Origin of the sequence: Pseudomonas sp. B7(2017) (assembly GCF_002112745.1) — a bacterium.
Classification (GTDB): domain Bacteria; phylum Pseudomonadota; class Gammaproteobacteria; order Pseudomonadales; family Pseudomonadaceae; genus Aquipseudomonas; species Aquipseudomonas ekonensis.
On the sequence record NZ_NEIP01000017.1, the window covers coordinates 39,583 to 57,709 of the forward strand.

The 18,127-nt window shown below is 64.2% G+C and carries 14 protein-coding genes and 2 tRNA genes; 12 read left to right on the forward strand and 4 right to left on the reverse strand.

The window, feature by feature from the left end; all coding sequences use genetic code 11:
* The first annotated feature begins 91 nt into the window (after positions 1-91).
* The 5 genes from hflK to CAG29_RS23660 all read left to right on the forward strand — a co-directional run bounded on the left by hflK (position 92) and on the right by CAG29_RS23660 (position 7,059).
* On the forward strand, positions 92-1,267 hold the full coding sequence (hflK, locus tag CAG29_RS23640; protein ID WP_085582891.1) for an FtsH protease activity modulator HflK: 1,176 nt from the start codon (positions 92-94) through the stop codon (positions 1,265-1,267).
* Positions 1,267-2,136 carry a protease modulator HflC gene (gene hflC / locus CAG29_RS23645; protein ID WP_085582889.1) on the forward strand — a complete coding sequence of 290 codons (870 nt, stop codon included), beginning with the start codon at positions 1,267-1,269 and terminating at the stop codon, positions 2,134-2,136. Before hflK ends, hflC begins: the two co-directional genes overlap by 1 nt.
* 313 nt (positions 2,137-2,449) lie before the next feature.
* Positions 2,450-3,637, forward strand: a complete 1,188-nt coding sequence (locus CAG29_RS23650; RefSeq protein WP_085582887.1) for an ATP phosphoribosyltransferase regulatory subunit — start codon at positions 2,450-2,452, stop codon at positions 3,635-3,637.
* 54 nt (positions 3,638-3,691) lie between these two features.
* A complete protein-coding gene (locus CAG29_RS23655) occupies positions 3,692-4,984 on the forward strand; it encodes an adenylosuccinate synthase (protein WP_085582885.1) in 1,293 nt (430 codons plus the stop codon).
* A 140-nt stretch (positions 4,985-5,124) separates the two neighbouring features.
* Positions 5,125-7,059: a methyl-accepting chemotaxis protein gene (locus tag CAG29_RS23660; RefSeq protein WP_085582883.1), complete on the forward strand. Its 1,935-nt coding sequence runs from the start codon at positions 5,125-5,127 to the stop codon at positions 7,057-7,059.
* Between the two features lie 177 nt (positions 7,060-7,236).
* On the opposite strand, the gene CAG29_RS23665 is transcribed toward CAG29_RS23660, so the two are convergent.
* From CAG29_RS23665 to CAG29_RS23680, 4 genes are all read right to left on the reverse strand, one after another.
* Positions 7,237-8,799, reverse strand: coding sequence for an iron ABC transporter permease (locus CAG29_RS23665; RefSeq protein WP_085695224.1), 1,563 nt, complete (start codon positions 8,797-8,799; stop codon positions 7,237-7,239).
* Positions 8,799-9,809 (reverse strand): extracellular solute-binding protein, encoded by a 1,011-nt coding sequence (locus CAG29_RS23670; protein ID WP_085582879.1) that lies wholly within the window; start codon positions 9,807-9,809, stop codon positions 8,799-8,801. Before CAG29_RS23670 ends, CAG29_RS23665 begins: the two co-directional genes overlap by 1 nt.
* A 284-nt stretch (positions 9,810-10,093) precedes the next feature.
* Positions 10,094-10,180: transfer RNA gene (locus tag CAG29_RS23675), tRNA-Leu, on the reverse strand.
* A 165-nt stretch (positions 10,181-10,345) separates the two neighbouring features.
* A tRNA-Leu gene (locus CAG29_RS23680) sits at positions 10,346-10,432 on the reverse strand.
* A 226-nt stretch (positions 10,433-10,658) separates the two neighbouring features.
* Here CAG29_RS23680 and rnr point away from each other — a divergent pair.
* The 7 genes from rnr (at position 10,659) to dnaB (ending at position 18,007) form a co-directional block, all read left to right on the forward strand.
* On the forward strand, positions 10,659-13,274 hold the full coding sequence (gene rnr, locus CAG29_RS23685; RefSeq protein ID WP_085695225.1) for a ribonuclease R: 2,616 nt from the start codon (positions 10,659-10,661) through the stop codon (positions 13,272-13,274).
* Positions 13,271-14,032, forward strand: coding sequence for a 23S rRNA (guanosine(2251)-2'-O)-methyltransferase RlmB (rlmB, locus tag CAG29_RS23690; protein WP_085582875.1), 762 nt, complete (start codon positions 13,271-13,273; stop codon positions 14,030-14,032). The genes rnr and rlmB overlap by 4 nt, the downstream gene beginning before the upstream one ends.
* Positions 14,033-14,387: 355 nt before the next feature.
* Positions 14,388-14,816 carry a 30S ribosomal protein S6 gene (gene rpsF / locus CAG29_RS23695; RefSeq protein WP_085582873.1) on the forward strand — a complete coding sequence of 143 codons (429 nt, stop codon included), beginning with the start codon at positions 14,388-14,390 and terminating at the stop codon, positions 14,814-14,816.
* 28 nt (positions 14,817-14,844) lie between these two features.
* Positions 14,845-15,075 carry a 30S ribosomal protein S18 gene (gene rpsR, locus CAG29_RS23700; RefSeq protein WP_002551829.1) on the forward strand — a complete coding sequence of 77 codons (231 nt, stop codon included), beginning with the start codon at positions 14,845-14,847 and terminating at the stop codon, positions 15,073-15,075.
* Positions 15,076-15,112: 37 nt separating this feature from the next.
* A complete protein-coding gene (locus CAG29_RS23705; RefSeq protein ID WP_085582871.1) occupies positions 15,113-16,006 on the forward strand; it encodes a hypothetical protein in 894 nt (297 codons plus the stop codon).
* Between the two features lie 21 nt (positions 16,007-16,027).
* Positions 16,028-16,474, forward strand: a complete 447-nt coding sequence (gene rplI, locus CAG29_RS23710; protein ID WP_085582869.1) for a 50S ribosomal protein L9 — start codon at positions 16,028-16,030, stop codon at positions 16,472-16,474.
* 135 nt (positions 16,475-16,609) lie between these two features.
* Positions 16,610-18,007 carry a replicative DNA helicase gene (dnaB, locus tag CAG29_RS23715; protein ID WP_085582867.1) on the forward strand — a complete coding sequence of 466 codons (1,398 nt, stop codon included), beginning with the start codon at positions 16,610-16,612 and terminating at the stop codon, positions 18,005-18,007.
* The last annotated feature ends 120 nt before the right edge of the window (positions 18,008-18,127 follow it).

Consider the following 18,127-nt stretch of genomic DNA (forward strand, 5'->3'; position numbering starts at 1 on the left):
TGAAAAAGCGGTTGTGCCGCGGTGACAGGCATTCTGTAGCATGGGGCGGCGCGCCGTGGGCGCGTCTTTGCTTTATCAGATGGAGAGCGCTATGGCTTGGAATGAGCCGGGTGGCAACTCGAACAATCAGGATCCTTGGGGTGGCAAGCGTCGCAACAATGGCGACCGCAAGGGCCCGCCGGATCTCGACGAGGCCTTCCGCAAGCTGCAGGAAAGCCTTAACGGGTTGTTCGGTGGTGGCAAGAAACGGGGTGACGACGGGGGCGGATCGGGCAAGGGCGGCGGCTTCGGCGGCCTGCTCGGCATCGGTCTGGTCGTGCTGGCGGCCGTGTGGCTGTACAGCGCGGTGTACGTGGTGGACGAGCAGGAGCAGGCCGTGGTGCTGCGCTTCGGCAAGTACTACGAGACCGTCGGCCCGGGCCTGAACATCTATTTCCCGCCGATCGACAAGAAGTACATGGAAAACGTCACGCGTGAGCGTGCGTATACCAAGCAGGGTCAGATGCTGACCGAAGACGAGAACATCGTCGAAGTGCCGCTGACCGTGCAGTACAAGATCAGCAACCTGCAGGACTTCGTGCTGAACGTCGACCAGCCGGAAATCAGCCTGCAGCATGCGACCGACAGCGCCCTGCGCCACGTGGTGGGTTCCACCGCCATGGACCAGGTGCTGACCGAAGGCCGTGAGCTGATGGCCAGCGAGATCAAGGAGCGCCTGCAACGCTTCCTCGACACCTACCGCACCGGCATCACCGTCACCCAGGTCAACGTGCAGAGCGCCGCGGCGCCGCGCGAAGTCCAGGAAGCCTTCGACGACGTGATCCGTGCCCGTGAAGACGAGCAGCGTTCCCGCAACCAGGCCGAGACCTACGCCAACGGCGTGGTGCCGGAAGCCCGTGGCCAGGCCCAGCGCATCATCGAGGACGCCAACGGCTACCGCGACGAGACGATCTCCCGCGCCAAGGGTGAGGCCGACCGCTTCACCAAGCTGGTCGCCGAGTACCGCAAGGCACCTGAGGTCACCCGTCAGCGCCTGTACCTGGACACCATGCAGGAAGTCTTCAGCAGCACCAGCAAGGTGCTCGTGACCGGCAACAAGAACGGCCAGAGCAACCTGCTTTACCTGCCGCTGGACAAGATGGTCGAAAGTGGCCGCAACACCAGCGCTCCGGTGAGCGGCGGTGCGGCAGCCACCAGCAATGAAGCCAATGTGCGTGCCGCAGCGGATCTGCAGCAACAGCAGGCACGTACCCGGGAGAGTCGCTGATGAGCAATAAATCGCTGATCGCCCTTATCGTCGGCGTGGTCGTGGCGATCGCTGCCTGGAACTGCTTCTACATCGTGGCTCAGACCGAGCGTGCGGTGTTGCTGCAATTCGGTCGCGTGGTCCAGGCCGATGTCCAGCCGGGCCTGCATGTGAAGGTGCCGTACGTCAACCAGGTGCGCAAGTTCGACGCCCGCCTGATGACGCTGGACGCACCGACGCAGCGCTTCCTGACCCTGGAAAAGAAAGCCGTCATGGTCGATGCCTACGCCAAATGGCGGGTGAAGGACGCCGAGCGTTTCTACACCGCGACCTCCGGCCTCAAGCAGATCGCCGACGAGCGTCTGTCCCGTCGTCTGGAGTCGGGCCTGCGTGACCAGTTCGGCAAGCGCACCCTGCACGAAGTGGTGTCGGGCGAGCGCGATGCGCTGATGGCCGACATCACCGCGTCGCTGAACAAGATGGCGGAGAAGGAACTGGGCATCGAAGTGGTCGACGTCCGGGTCAAGGCCATCGACCTGCCGAAGGAAGTCAACCGCAGCGTGTTCGAGCGGATGAGCACCGAGCGCGAGCGTGAAGCCCGTGAGCACCGCGCCAAGGGTAACGAGCTGGCCGAAGGCATCCGTGCCGACGCCGATCGCCAACGCCGCGTGCTGCTGGCCGAAGCCTATCGCGAGTCCGAAGAGGTTCGCGGTGACGGCGACGCCCAGGCCGCTGCGATCTACTCCAAGGCCTACGGCCAGGACCAGGATTTCTACGCGTTCTACCGTAGCTTGCGCGCCTACCGTGAAAGCTTCGCGAACAAGTCCGACGTCATGGTGCTCGACCCGAGCAGCGACTTCTTCAAGTACCTGGAGAAAGCCAAGCCTTGATTCGACGTTGACCTGCGTCATTCCGCCCGGCGGCTAAAACCTCGGGCGGGGTGATCCTTTTGGAAAACGTGTGTATGATGCGGCAGCCGGGAAATTCCCGGCTTTTTTGCGTCTGCACGTTTGATTGCTGTTTTTGGTGCAGGGCGCGGGCCCGAGGGCCCGACGGTTTTTCGAGGAAAGTGATTGGCGAAGCCGGTGACAGGGCTTTTCGCTTCGTCGCCCATGCGCGTGTCTTTTGCGCAGGCCAGTCATTTTCTGCTTCACTCAAGGCTCGCCCTCGGGCTGGCCGCCCGGATCAAAGGGGAATGGCGTAATGGCAACGGTAGACCGCTGGCTGCTGCCAGATGGCATCGAAGAAGTGCTGCCACCGGAAGCGGCGCGCATTGAAGTGGCGCGTCGTCAGGTGTTGGATCTGTTCCAGAGCTGGGGTTACGAGTTCGTCGTGACTCCCCATATCGAGTACCTGGAATCCTTGCTGACCGGCGCGGGCCAGGACCTGGATCTGCGTACCTTCAAGGTCATCGACCCGCAGTCGGGCCGGCAGATGGGCTTCCGTGCCGACATCACCCCGCAGGTGGCGCGCATCGACGCGCACACCCTGCGCCGCGAAGGCCCAAACCGCCTCTGCTACGCCGGCAGCGTGCTGCACGCCCAGCCGCGTGCGCTGTCGTCCTCGCGCAGCCCGATCCAGTTGGGCGCCGAGCTCTATGGCGACGCCAGCCCGAGCAGCGACGTCGAAGTCATCAGCCTGCTGCTGGCCATGCTGCAGCTGGCCGATGTGCCGGACGTGCACATGGATCTGGGGCATGTCGGCATCTACCGCGGCCTGGCCCGTGCTGCCGGACTGTCCGGCGAGGTCGAGCAACAGCTGTTCGACGCGTTGCAACGCAAGGCCATCGACGAGGTCACAGCCTTGACCGAAGGCCTGCCGGCGGAGCTGGCGGGCATGCTGCGCGCGCTGGTGGACCTGTGCGGCGGCCGTGAAGTGCTGACCGCCGCCCGCGAGCGCCTGGCCAACGCGCCGGCGCCGGTGCTGGCGGCGCTGGAGGATCTGCTGGCGATCGCCGAGCGCCTGGCGGCGCGCTTCCCGCAGCTGCCGCTGTATTTCGACCTAGGCGAGCTGCGCGGCTACCACTACCACACCGGTGTGGTGTTCGCGGCGTTCGTGCCGGGCGTGGGCCAGTCCATCGCCCAGGGCGGCCGCTACGACGACATCGGCGCCGACTTCGGCCGCGCCCGTCCGGCCACCGGCTTCTCCACCGATTTGAAAACCCTGGTGACCCTGGGGCGTGCTGAGATCGAGCTACCGTCCGGCGGTATCTGGATGCCTGACAGTACGGATGCGGCACTCTGGCAGCAGGTCTGCCAGTTGCGCAGTGAGGGTCAGCGTGTCGTCCAGGCCTTGCCTGGGCAACCTTTGGCCGCCGCCCGTGAAGCGGACTGCGACCGTCAATTGATCCAGCAGAACGGGCTTTGGCAAGTATCGCCACTGGCTTCTTGAGTTTTCCTGCCGGCAGGTGCCGGCACCAAGTTTGCGCGAATGAGGACAAGTGTTATGGGTAAGAATGTCGTAGTCCTGGGCACCCAGTGGGGTGATGAGGGCAAAGGCAAGATCGTTGATCTGCTGACCGAACATGCTGCCGCCGTAGTGCGCTACCAAGGTGGCCACAACGCTGGCCACACCCTGGTGATCGACGGCGAGAAAACCGTCTTGCACCTGATTCCGTCGGGCGTGCTGCGCGAAGGCGTGCAGTGCCTGATCGGCAACGGCGTGGTGGTTGCACCCGACGCCCTGCTGCGGGAAATCAACAAGCTGGAAGAAAAAGGCGTGCCGGTGCGCGAGCGCCTGCGCATCAGCCCTTCCTGCCCGCTGATCCTGTCCTACCACGTGGCGCTGGACCAGGCCCGTGAAAAGGCCCGCGGCGAGCTGAAGATCGGCACCACCGGCCGCGGCATCGGCCCGGCCTACGAAGACAAGGTCGCGCGCCGCGGCCTGCGCATCGGTGACCTGTTCCACCGCGAGCGTTTCGCCGCCAAGCTGGGCGAGCTGCTGGACTACCACAACTTCGTGCTGGTCAATTACTACAAAGAGCCGGCCATCGACTTCCAGAAGACCCTGGACGAGTGCATGGAGTACGCCGAGCTGCTCAAGCCGATGATGCTCGACGTCACCGCCGAGCTGCACAGCCTGCGCCGCGACGGCAAGGACATCATGTTCGAAGGCGCCCAGGGTTCGCTGCTGGACATCGACCACGGCACCTACCCGTACGTCACCAGCTCCAACACCACCGCCGGCGGCATCGCCACCGGTTCCGGCGTCGGCCCGATGTTCCTGGACTACATCCTGGGCATCACCAAGGCGTACACCACCCGCGTCGGTTCGGGCCCGTTCCCGACTGAACTGTTCGACGACGTCGGCGCGTTCCTGGCCAAGCGCGGCCATGAGTTCGGCGCCACCACCGGCCGTGCCCGCCGCTGCGGCTGGTTCGATGCCGTGATCCTGCGTCGCGCCATCGACGTCAACAGCATCTCGGGCCTGTGCCTGACCAAGCTGGACGTGCTGGACGGCCTGGAAACCATCAACATCTGCGTCGGCTACAAGAACCAGGACGGTGCAGTGATCGACGCGCCGACCGACGCCGACAGCTACATCGGCCTGGAGCCGGTGTACGAGCAGATGCCGGGCTGGAGCGAATCGACCCTGGGCGCCAAGACCCTGGAAGAGCTGCCGCAGGCTGCGCGCAACTACATCAAGCGCATCGAAGAGCTGGTCGGCGCGCCGATCGACATTATTTCGACGGGTCCGGACCGCAACGAAACCATCGTTCTGCGCCATCCGTTCGCTTGATAAGTCATTGATGTAAAAACACAAAGGCCCCTTGATCGGGGCCTTTGTCGTTTATGCCTGTTGGACGGCATGACCTTTGCTGCAAATATCCCCACAAGAAGTGCCATCAATTTAATGGCGTCAAAGTAGAGGGATTCAAAGTGTCGGCTGTTCTCTCACTGTTACAAAGCCGTTTGCTGCGGCCTGTGTTCGTTACCCTCGGTATCGCCCTTTTGGTGCAAGTGCTGGTGGCCGTTGCCCTGACACGGAGCACCGTCACGGCGCTGGAGGCCGACCTCGGCACACGCCTGGGCGCCGACAGCCAGAAACTCTCCGGCGAGCTGGAGCAGGCCGGGCGCGAAGTCACCTCCAGTCTCGATACGCTCTCGACCAATACCCGTCAGCGGCTCACCGCCGGCCTGTCCTCGCGCCTGAAGGACGAACAGGCCCAGCTGCGTGCGACCCTGGAAAAGGACCTGAAGGACTCGGCCAACGACATGGCCCAGTTGCTGGCCTCGGTCGCGCCCCGCGCCATGTGGGACAGCGACGTGCCGACCCTGTCCGAGTTCGCCCGCCGGGCCCAGCGCAATCCCAACGTGCTGTTCGTGGTCTACGACGACGCCACCGGCCAGCACCTGACCCGTTACCTCAACCGCGAAAACCCGATCAACAAGGCATTGCTGGAGAAAGGCCAGGGCGAGCGGGCGCTGGACAAGCTGCTGGATGCGGCCAAGCGCGATCCGTCGGTCTTTTACCTCGAAGCCTCGATCAACCCCAACGGTGTGGAGATCGGCAAGGTGCTGATGGGTGTCTCGACGGCGTCGGTGGATGCCGACCTGGCCGCCCTCGACCAGCGCTTCTCGGCTCTGATCGCCAGCAGCGACCAGTTGGTCGGCGACAGCCTCAAGGGCGCCGCCGCCGACAGCGCCGCGGCCATGCGCGCGCGCCTGCAATCGGCGCAGACCACGGCCGCGGAAATGAAGGCCAACACCGCCAGCACCGTGCAGGACGCCGCCGCGACGCTGCGCTGGCGCATCGGTATGGGCCTGGCGTTGGTCGGTTGCGGTGTGCTGCTGTTGCTGGCGGTGGTGCTGGGACACCGGGTGGTCAACCGCCTGAAGATGCTCAATACGGCGATGGACGACCTGGCGGCAGGCGAGGGCGACCTGACCAAGCGTGTGCAGATCAACAGCAAGGACGAGATCGGCGACATGGCCTCGGCGGTCAACCGCTTTGTGGATAAGTTGCAGCCGATCGTGCGCGAAGCGGGGGATGTGGCCCAGCGCACGGGCGTGGAAATCGGCGCGATGACCCTGCGCAATGCCGGGGCCGACGCGGCGGCCGGCATGCAGCGCGATGAGGTCGCCGAAAGCCTGCGGGCGCTGTCGCAGATGGCCGACGAGGCGCAGTCGGAAAGCCAGGCGATGCAGGCGGCGCTGCAGCAGGTGGTCGACATCCGTCAGGCCACCGACGAGAACACCCGCACCTCGGCCAAGGTCGGCAGCCTGATCGAAGCGTTGGCGGGGCAGGTCGACACCGGGGCGAAGGTCATCGAGCGGCTGGCCCAGCAGAGCGAGCAGATCGAAGTGGTGCTGACCGTGATCCACGGCATCGCCGAGCAGACCAATCTGCTGGCGCTCAACGCGGCCATCGAGGCGGCGCGGGCCGGCGAGACCGGACGCGGGTTCGCGGTGGTGGCGGACGAAGTGCGGGCGCTGGCGAGCAAGACCCAAAGCTCCACCGGCGACATCCAGGCGCACATCGTGGCCTTGCAGCAGGGCGCGCGCGAGGCGGTGGACGCCATCGGCCAGGCCGGACGCCAGGCCAGCGAAGGCTTGCTGGTGTTGCGCGACAGCGCGCGGCTGCAGCAGTCGGTGCAGGCGTCGGTCGAGCAGGTGCATGCGGCCATCGGTCTGGCCACCCAGGCGGCGGCGCATCAGGCGCAGGGCGCGCAGGCGGTGCGCGGGCGGGTCGAGACGATCCATGCCCAGGCCGAGAAAGCGGCTCAGGCGGTTCAGGAGACCACGGCCAGCGGCAAGGTGCTGGACGGGTTGGCGGCGCAGCTCAAGGCGAGTCTGGGGCAGTTCCGGGCCTAGCGGTTGTCTGGGCGGGCCCTTTCGCGGGCAAGCCCGCTCCCGCAGGCTGTGCGCCCGGCGCCAATCCATGTGGGGGCAGCATTCTGCCCTTGCCCTGCGGTGTCTGGGCTGACGCCATCGCCAGCAGGCTGGCTCCCACAGGGATACGTGTGCAACACAGATCCTGTGGGGGCGGTCTCAGCGGCTCAGGTACATCCGGGTGGTCAGCAGATAGACCGGCAATCCCGACACCACGATCAGCAGCGCCGCATAAGGCGCCGCCGCCGCAAACTCCACGTTCGCCGTATGGGCCCACACTTCGGTGGCCAAGGTGTTGAGTCCGGTCGGACTGAGCAGCAGCGTCGCGGTCAGTTCCTTCATCGCATCCAGGAAGACCAGCGCGAACGCTGCGCCCAGCGCCGGGAAGATGATCGGCAGGGTCACCCGGCAAAACGCAGTGAAGGACGACGCGCCCAGCGTGCGCGCCGCTTCTTCCAGCTGCGGCGCGGCCTTGTTCAGCGCGGTGCGGATCGGCGCTTGGGCCAGCGGCAGGAACAGCAAGGCATAGGCGATCAGCAGCAGCGCCGAAGTCTGGTACAGCGCAGGCACGTAATGCAGGGCGAAATACACCAGCGTGAGCGCGATCACCAGTCCCGGCAGCGCATGCAGCAGGTACGGCAGGCGCTCGGCCCAGATCGCCAGGCGGCCCTTGTGGCGCACCACCAGCAACCCGACCGGCACCGCCAGCACCAGGCACAACGCTGCGCCGCCCAGTGACAGCGCCAGCGACGACAGCAGCGCTTCGCTGATGGCGGCGACCGGGAACGCGGCCGAAGACCCCACGGCGAGCCAGTAGCCCAGCATGCCGAGAGGAATGCCGCTGCCCACGACCGCCAGCAACAGGCAGTACGACTGGCCGGCGATCGCCCAGGCGCCGAGGCGCACCTGTTCGGCCCGGCGCGCGGCGCCCTGGCCGGTGCGTACGTGGCGGCCCTTGCCGCGCATGCGCAGTTCCAGCCAAAGCAGGGTCAGGCACAGGGCAAGCAGCACCGCCGACAGCATGGCCGCGTTGGCGTTGCTGAATTCCAGTTCGAACTGCTGATAGATCGCGGTGGTGAAGGTTTGCAGGCCGATGATCGACAGCGCGCCGAACTCCACCAGCATGTGCAGCGCGATCAACAGTGAACCCGAGAGCAGCGACGGCCAGAGCAGCGGCAGGGTGACGCGAAAGAACACACCCCAGCGGCTCTGTCCCAGCGTGCGGGCCGACTCTTCCAGGGACGGGTCGAGGTTGCGCAGTGTCGCCGCGACCGGCAGGAAGATCAGCGGATACTTGGACAGGCTCATCACCAGGATCGCCCCGCCCAGGCCTTCGAACTGCGCGCTGAGGGACACCCAGGTGAAGCTGCTGACGAACGCCGGCACCGCGAACGGCAGGCACAGGATCACGCCCCACAGGCGCCGCCCCGACAGGTTGCTGCGTTCCAGCAGCCAGGCCAGCGACAGGCCGATCACGCCGCAGGCCAGCGTCACGCCGACCATCAGCGCCAGGGTATTGCGCAGCAGGCCGAACACGTAGGGGCGCCACAACAAGTGCAGCGCCTGGGCCCAGCCGGCCTGCCAGGCCTTTAGGCCGACGTAGGCCAGCGGCAGCAGGCTCAGCACCACCAGCAGCAAAACCGGCAGCAACAGCCAGACCGACGGCCGTTTGCGCCGCGGCAAGTAACCGCCGCGGGCGGTGGCGGAGAGCGGGGCGGCCATCAGTTCAGGCCGACTTCACGTTCCAGGTCCAGCGCCTCTTCGGCGTTGCCGAGGTCGGCCGGGGTCACGTCCGGCGCTTCCAGCTCGCTGAACGGCTTGAGCCCGCGGTCCGATTCCATGCCTTTGTGCAGCGGGTATTCGGCAGTGGTCTGGGTAATCACGCGCTGGCCTTCTTCGCTGGCCATGTAGGCGAGCAGTTGCTGGGCTTCCTTGGGGTGCTTGCTGGATTTGAGGACCGCGGCGCTGGATACGGTGATCAGCCCGCCGACGTCGCCGCCGGTGAAGTAGTGCAGTTTCGAATCCAGTTTGCCTTTCTCGCGCTGCAGGGCGAACCAGTAGTAGTTGTTCACCAGCACGGTGGCCACTTCGCCGTTTTCCACCGCCTTGAGGGCGACCATATTGTTGCTGTAGGTCTTGCCGAAGGCGCGCAGGCCGGTCAGCCATTCTTCGGCGGCGTCGCGGCCGTGCTTTTTGATGATCGCCACGGCCTGTTCCTGGAAGGCGCCGCTGGTCGGGACGAAGCCGACCTTGCCTTGCCACTGCGGATCGGCGAAGTCCAGCACTGACTTGGGCAGGTCTTTCTCATCGATCAGCTTGGGGTTGAACGCCACGACACGCACCCGCGCGGTGACGCCGATCCAGGTGCCGTTGCCGGCCACGTATTCTTTGGGCAGCACCGCCAGGGTGGTGTCGTCGGCCTTGGCCAGCAGGCCCAGTTCGCCGAGGTTGTTCAGGGGCGGGGACTCTTCGGTGTAGATCACGTCGGCGGGGGAGCGGTCGCCTTCTTCGATGACCTGGCTGGCGAGCTGGTTGCTGCTGCCTTTGCGCACGTTGACGTGAATGCCGGTCTTGGCTTCGAAAGCCTTGGCGACCGCGTCGCCGACTTCCTTGTGTTGGCCGTTATAGAGCGTCAGGGCGACTGGGTCGGCAGCCTGGGTGAGGGGAGTGGCGAGCGCCAGGCCGAGCAGGGTGAAGGTCAAGCCGCGGCGCAGGGTATTTCGAAGCATCATTCGCAGGGTTCCTCACTGTCGCATTGCAAAAACTTGCAACAATGATAAACGAGTTTGGTTCTCAAATGCGCCTTGAGGTTGGAGCGAGGGTTTGCTATGCGCGGAGGAGGGGGCAGATTCCGGTGTGAGGGGCTTGCTCCCGCTCGGCTGCGAAGCCGTCGCCATTCGGCGTTGTGGCTAAACCGAGGCGGGGGTTGTCCGCCAGCGGGAGCCTAGCGCCCTCGCCACAGGAATTTTCAAACGCCGGAAACGAAAAAACCCGCTTTCGCGGGTTTTATCTGAATTGGTGCCCAGGAGAAGACTCGAACTTCCACGACCGTAAGGTCACCAGCACCTGAAGCTGGCGTGTCTACCAATTTCACCACCTGGGCTTCTCAATCAGCGATGTCGCTGTTGATGTCGCGCACTATACGGAGCGCATTTTGATCTGTAAACCCCTGATTTGATTTTAATAAATCTTCTTTTGCGAATCGGGAGGGCAGAATGCAAAAAACCCGCTTTCGCGGGTTTTTTGTGTGAGTCACGAGACTCGAAATTGGTGCCCAGGAGAAGACTCGAACTTCCACGACCGTAAGGTCACCAGCACCTGAAGCTGGCGTGTCTACCAATTTCACCACCTGGGCAGCTTCGTCAACGTGTCTGCGTTGTCGATGGCGCGCACTATACGGAGCGTCTTTTTAACTGTAAACCCCTGGCGCGCAAAAAAATGGTTTTTTTTACCGGCGGCGTTCAAAACGCTTGGGCGGCGTCGATACAAGGCTTCAGATGGGCCATATATAGCGTGAAATTTCCCGTTTCATGGCGCCTATGCCAAACTAGCCCGCATATAGACAAGGTGAAAACTCTCTAATGGCCGATTGGCAGTCCCTCGATCCCGAGGCCGCTCGTGAAGCGGAAAAATACGAAAACCCCATTCCCAGCCGCGAACTGATCCTGCAGCACCTTGCTGACCGGGGTTCGCCCGCTGCCCGCGAAGAGCTGGTCGAAGAGTTCGGTCTGACCACCGAAGACCAGATCGAAGCCCTGCGCCGCCGCCTGCGTGCGATGGAGCGCGACGCCCAGCTGATCTACACCCGCCGCGGCACCTATGCGCCGGTGGACAAGCTCGACCTGATCCTGGGCCGCATCAGCGGTCACCGCGACGGTTTCGGCTTCCTGGTGCCGGACGACGGCTCCGAAGACCTGTTCATGAGCCCGGCGCAGATGCGCCTGGTGTTCGACGGCGACCGTGCGCTGGCACGGGTGTCCGGCGTCGACCGTCGCGGCCGCCGTGAAGGCGTGATCGTCGAAGTGGTCTCCCGCGCCCACGAAAGCATCGTCGGCCGTTACTTCGAAGAAGGCGGCATCGGTTTCGTCGTGGCCGACAACCCGAAGATCCAGCAGGAAGTGCTGGTGACGCCGGGCCGCAACGCCAATGCCCAGATCGGTCAGTTCGTCGAGGTGAAGATCACCCACTGGCCGACCCCGCGCTTCCAGCCCCAGGGCGATGTGATCGAAGTCGTCGGCAACTACATGGCGCCGGGCATGGAGATCGATGTCGCCCTGCGCACCTACGACATTCCGCATGTCTGGCCCGAGGCCGTGGTCAAGGAAGCCCGCAAGCTCAAGCCTGAAGTCGAAGAGAAGGACAAAGAGAAGCGCATCGACCTGCGCCATCTGCCGTTCGTCACCATCGACGGCGAAGACGCCCGGGACTTCGACGACGCGGTCTACTGCGAAGCCAAGCCCGGCAAGCTGCGCCTGTTCTCCGGCGGCTGGAAGCTGTACGTGGCGATCGCCGACGTTTCCAGCTACGTGAAGATCGGCTCGGCGCTGGACGCCGAGGCCCAGGTGCGCGGCAACTCGGTGTACTTCCCCGAGCGCGTGATTCCGATGCTGCCGGAAGAGCTGTCCAACGGCCTGTGCTCGCTGAACCCGCATGTCGACCGGCTGGCCATGGTCTGCGAGATGACCATCTCCAAGTCCGGCGAAATGACCGACTACTGCTTCTATGAGGCGGTGATCCACTCCCATGCGCGCCTGACCTACAACAAGGTCAGCGCGATGCTCGAAACGCCGAAAGCCGCCGAAGGCCGCAAGCTGCGCGGCGAATACACCGACATCGTGCCGCACCTCAAGCAGCTCTATGCGCTGTACAAGGTGCTGCTGGCCGCCCGTCACGTGCGCGGCGCGATCGATTTCGAGACCCAGGAAACCCGGATCATCTTCGGTTCCGAGCGCAAGATTGCCGAAATCCGTCCGACCACCCGCAACGACGCGCACAAGCTGATCGAGGAATGCATGCTGGCGGCCAACGTGGCCACCGCCGAATTCCTGCAGAAACATGAGATCCCTGCACTGTACCGCGTCCACGACGGCCCGCCGCCGGAGCGTCTGGAAAAGCTGCGCGCGTTCCTCGGCGAGCTCGGCCTGTCCCTGCACAAAGGCAAGGAAGGCCCGACGCCGAAGGACTACCAGGCCCTGTTGGCGGGAATCAAGGACCGTCCGGATTTCCACCTGATCCAGACCGTGATGCTGCGCTCCCTGAGCCAGGCGGTGTACAGCGCCGAGAACGACGGCCACTTCGGCCTGAACTACGAAGCCTACACCCACTTCACGTCGCCGATCCGCCGCTACCCGGACCTGCTCACGCACCGGGCCATCCGCAGCGTGATCCATTCGAAGCAGAACACCCCGCACGTACGCCGCGCCGGTGCGATGAGCATCCCGAAGGCACGCATCTATCCGTACGACGAGGCGGCGCTGGAGCAGCTCGGCGAGCAGTGCTCGATGAGCGAGCGCCGTGCCGACGAGGCCACCCGCGACGTGGTGAACTGGCTCAAGTGCGAGTTCATGAAGGATCGCGTGGGCGAATCGTTCCCGGGGGTGATCACCGCCGTGACCGGTTTCGGCCTGTTCGTCGAACTGACCGACATCTACGTCGAAGGCCTGGTGCACGTCACCGCGCTGCCGGGCGACTACTACCACTTCGATCCTGTGCACCACCGCCTGGCCGGTGAGCGCACCGGTCGCAGCTTCCGCCTGGGCGACACCGTGGAAGTGCGGGTCATGCGCGTCGACCTCGACGAGCGCAAGATCGATTTCGAAATGGCGGAGAAAACCGTCAACGCACCGGTCGGCCGCAAGAAACGCAGCACCGAAACCGCAGCGCCGGCCGCCAAGGCCGCCGCCGAACCGGCTCCGGCCCCGGCGAAAACCGCCAGCCGCCGTCCGGCCAAGGAAAAGGCTTCCGATGCCTACCGTCCGAGCGATGCGGTGGCCAAGAACGCCGAAGTGCGCAAAAGCCGCGAAATGAAGAAAGCGCTGCTGGCCGAAGCCAAGAGCGGCGGCAAGGCGCCAGCCGGGGGCAAGGCCGGACGGTCGGCACCGGGCAGCAAGCCAAGCAAACACCGCAAGGGTCCGCCGAAGTCGGGCTCCGCTCCGGCCAAAAGCGGCGGGGCGCGTAAACCCAAGGCCAAGTCATGAGTCAGCTGGAAAAAATCTACGGTGTGCACGCGGTGGAAGCCCTGCTGCGTCACCATCCCAAGCGCGTCAAGCAGATCTGGCTGGCCGAAAGCCGCAATGATCCGCGGGTGCAGCCGCTGATCGAGCTGGCCAACGAGAGCCGCGTTCCGGTCGGCCAGGCCGAACGCCGCGAAATGGACGCCTGGGTCGAGGGCGTTCACCAAGGCGTGGTGGCGGAAGTCAGCCCGAGCCAGGTCTGGGGCGAGGCGATGCTCGACGAGCTGCTCGACCGCACCGAAGGCGCGCCGCTGTTGCTGGTGCTCGACGGCGTGACCGATCCGCACAACCTCGGCGCCTGCCTGCGTTCGGCGGATGCCGCCGGCGCGCTGGCGGTGATCGTGCCCAAGGACAAGTCCGCGACCCTGACCCCTGTCGTGCGCAAGGTCGCCTGCGGTGCGGCGGAAGTGATTCCGCTGGTGGCCGTGACTAACCTGGCGCGCACCCTGGAGAAGCTCCAGCAGCGCGGCCTGTGGATCGTCGGCACGGCGGGCGAGGCTGAAACCAGCCTGTATGACCAGGACCTGACCGGCCCGACCATCCTGATCATGGGCGCCGAAGGCAAGGGCATGCGTCGCCTGACCCGCGAGCACTGCGACTATCTGGTGAACCTGCCGATGGCCGGCAGCGTCAGCAGCCTCAACGTGTCCGTGGCCACCGGCGTGTGCCTGTTCGAGGCCCAGCGCCAGCGCCGGGCCAAGGCGGCCGGCAAGAAGCCTTAAGCCACCCGGCCATAAATGTGGGAGCGGGCTTGCCCGCGAATGCGTTGGTTCAGTCGACAAACACGTCGCTGACAGACCGCTTTCGCGGGCAAGCCCGCTCCCACAGGTTTTTCGGTGACCGCGGATTCTGCATTCGCCCCACAGCCCTGTGGGAGTCGCCGGTGATTGCGCCGCCGGGCAGGGGTTGTTCAAATAATCACCAATTGCCTTGCGCCTGCGCAGCCCCTTCTCTACAATTGCGCCCCTTGCTGTGACGGCAGGCACGCATGTGCCCCGCGCCGGCAAGTCCACTAGTGTCATTCACTCCTTGTCTGACCGTTTTCAAGCGGCAGGCTACAACCCGTAAGGAGCATTCATGCGTCATTACGAAATCATCTTTCTGGTCCACCCTGACCAGAGCGAGCAAGTCGGCGGCATGGTTGAGCGTTACACCAAGCTGATCGAAGAAGACGGCGGCAAAATCCACCGTCTGGAAGACTGGGGCCGTCGTCAACTGGCCTACGCAATCAACAATGTTCACAAGGCTCACTACGTGATGCTGAACGTTGAGTGCACCGGCAAGGCCCTGGCCGAGCTGGAAGACAACTTCCGCTACAACGATGCTGTGATCCGTAACCTGGTCATCCGTCGCGACGAAGCCATCACCGGCCAGTCCGAGATGCTCAAGGCTGAAGAAAACCGCAGTGAGCGCCGTGAGCGTCGCGAGCGTCCTGAGCACGATGTCAACGCCGACGGCGACGACAGCGATAGCGACAGCGACAACAGCGATAACGCTGACGAGTAATCCACGGATCTTTTGAGGAGCCTATTACATGGCACGTTTCTTCCGTCGTCGTAAATTCTGCCGCTTCACCGCTGAAGACGTGAAGGAGATCGATTACAAAGATCTCAACACTCTGAAAGCCTACGTATCCGAGACCGGCAAAATCGTTCCAAGCCGCATCACCGGTACCAAAGCTCGTTATCAGCGTCAGCTGGCCACCGCTATCAAGCGCGCCCGCTTCCTGGCCCTGCTGGCCTACACCGACAGCCACGGCCGCTGAGACCGGGTCAGTCGACAAGTAGCAAAGGATTGAATGCATGCGCGCCTTAGCTGAATTCATCATGCGCGGCCGTATGCAGGCCACTCTCGTGGTGGCCGGATGTGCAACATTGCCGTTGTTGTATTGGTTGGGTGCCGCCGCCGGGAGCCTGGTGCTTCTGCGGCGCGGATTGACGGACGCCCTGGGCGTTCTGTCGCTGGGACTGCTGCCGGCATTGCTCTGGTGGCTGTTTGCCGATGACCCGCGGGCGCTTCTGGTGCTGCTGGGTTCTTCGACACTTGCGCTGGTGTTGCGCGCAAGCGAGTCCTGGTTCCGCGTGCTGCTGGTCAGCGTGGCGATGGGCGTGGTGTTTTCAGTGGTGCTCGGGGCGGCGTTCGCGCCCCAGATCGAGATGCTCGCGCAGGCCTTGATTAAGGTCATGCCGGCGCTTCTCGGTGATGCCTACCGGCAGTTGTCGGTGGACGAGCAGGCGCGTTTCGCGTCGCTGATCGCACCGGTCCTGACCGGCCTGATTGCGGCCCTGTTGCAGATCGTCAGCGTGCTGAGCCTGATTGTCGGGCGTTATTGGCAGGCGATGCTGTACAACCCGGGTGGTTTTGGTCGCGAGTTCCGCGCCATCCGGATCCCGCTGGGGCCGGCGATGTTGCTGCTGGCGTTGATGCTTCTGGGCCCGAACCTCGGTGCGCAGATGGCCATGTTGACGCCGTTGTGCAGCGTACCGCTGGTGTTCGCCGGGCTGGCCCTGATTCACGGGCTGGTGGCGCAAAAGCGACTGGCCGGTTTCTGGCTGGTGGGGTTGTACGTGACGCTGTTGCTGTTCATGCAGCTGATCTATCCGTTGCTCGTGGTTCTGGCCATTGTCGACAGCCTGATTGATTTTCGCGGTCGTCACGTGTCGAAAGACACCGATAACGCGAACGGTGAAGGTTAAAAGTTAAGAGGTTAATACCAAATGGAACTGATCCTGCTGGAAAAAATCGCCAACCTGGGCAACCTGGGCGACAAAGTAAAGGTTAAGGCCGGCTACGGTCGTAACTACCTGCTGCCTTTCGGCAAGGCCACCGCTGCGACCGCTGCCAACCTGGCTGCGTTCGAAGAGCGTCGCGCCGAGCTGGAAAAAGCCGCTGCAGACCGTAAGGCTTCGGCTGAAAGCCGCGCTGCCCAACTGGCCGAGCTGGAAGTGACCATCACTGCCACCGCTGGCGACGAAGGCAAGCTGTTCGGTTCGATCGGCACCCACGACATCGCTGACGCGCTGACCGCCTCGGGCGTTGAAGTCGCGAAGAGCGAAGTTCGTCTGCCGAACGGCACCATCCGCAACGTGGGTGAATTCGACGTGGCCGTGCACCTGCACGCCGAAGTCGAAGCCACCGTACGCGTTGTCGTGGTAGCGGCTTAAGCGACACCTGATCGGCTGGCGGCTTGTCCGTCAGACGGTTAACATCGGGCACGATCCTGTTCGCAGGTCGTGCCCTTTGTCTTTCTGGCATCACCCGTTTCCAAACCCCTGCTTTTCCTGAATAACCAAGTGGCCATGAACGAAATCTCTGCTCCCGAGCAATACGATCTGCAAACCGCCGCCCTGAAGGTGCCGCCGCACTCCATCGAGGCCGAACAGGCCGTGCTCGGTGGCTTGATGCTGGACAACAACGCCTGGGAACGCGTGCTCGATCAAGTCTCCGACGGCGATTTCTACCGGCATGACCACCGTTTGATCTTCCGCGCGATCGCAAGGCTGGCCGACCAGAACCTGCCGATCGACGTCGTGACCCTGTCCGAGCAACTGGACAAGGAAGGCCAGACCGCCCAGGTCGGCGGCCTTGGCTATTTGGGCGAACTGGCGAAGAACACGCCGTCCGTCGCCAACATCAAGGCCTATGCGCAGATCGTCCGCCAGCGGGCGACCTTGCGTCAGCTGATCGGCATCAGCAACGACATCGCCGACAGCGCCTTCAACCCCGAAGGCCGCACCGCCGAAGAGATCCTCGACGAGGCCGAGCGGCAGATCTTCCAGATCGCCGAGGCGCGTCCCAAGACCGGCGGCCCGGTGGGGGTCAATGACCTGCTGACCAAGGCCATCGACCGCATCGACACCCTGTTCAACACGTCCGACGCGATCACCGGCCTGTCCACCGGCTACACCGACCTCGACGAGAAGACCAGCGGCTTGCAGCCCGCCGACCTGATCATCGTCGCGGGCCGTCCGTCGATGGGCAAGACCACCTTCGCGATGAACCTGGTGGAAAACGCCGTGCTGCGCAGCGACAAGGCCGTGCTGGTGTATTCCCTCGAGATGCCAGGCGAATCGCTGATCATGCGTATGCTCTCGTCCCTGGGCCGCATCGACCAGACCAAGGTGCGTTCCGGCCAGTTGGAGGACGACGACTGGCCGCGCCTGACCTCGGCGGTCAACCTGCTCAACGACCGCAAGCTGTTCATCGACGACACCGCCGGCATCAGCCCCTCGGAAATGCGCGCCCGCACCCGGCGCCTGGTGCGCGAGCACGGCGACATCGGCCTGATCATGATCGACTACCTGCAGCTGATGCAGATCCCGGGCTCCAGCGGCGACAACCGCACCAACGAGATTTCCGAGATCTCCCGTTCCCTGAAGGCCCTGGCCAAGGAATTCAACTGCCCGGTGGTGGCGCTGTCGCAGCTCAACCGCTCCCTGGAACAGCGTCCGAACAAGCGTCCGGTGAACTCCGACCTCCGGGAATCCGGAGCGATCGAGCAGGACGCCGACGTGATCATGTTCGTGTACCGGGACGAGGTGTACCACCCGGAGACCGAGCACAAGGGCATCGCCGAAATCATCATCGGCAAGCAGCGTAACGGTCCGATCGGCTTCATCCGGCTGGCGTTCATCGGCAAGTACACCCGGTTCGAGAACCTGGCGCCGGGCAGCTACAACTTCGACGACGACGAATAACGCCTCCGTCGCCTGATCTGGCCCCATCGCCGGCAGGCTGGCTCCCGCCCTGGAATGCAGTTCCCTGTGGGAGCCGGCCTGCCGGCGATGGGGGCTGCGCCAATTTCCGACCGCAGCCGT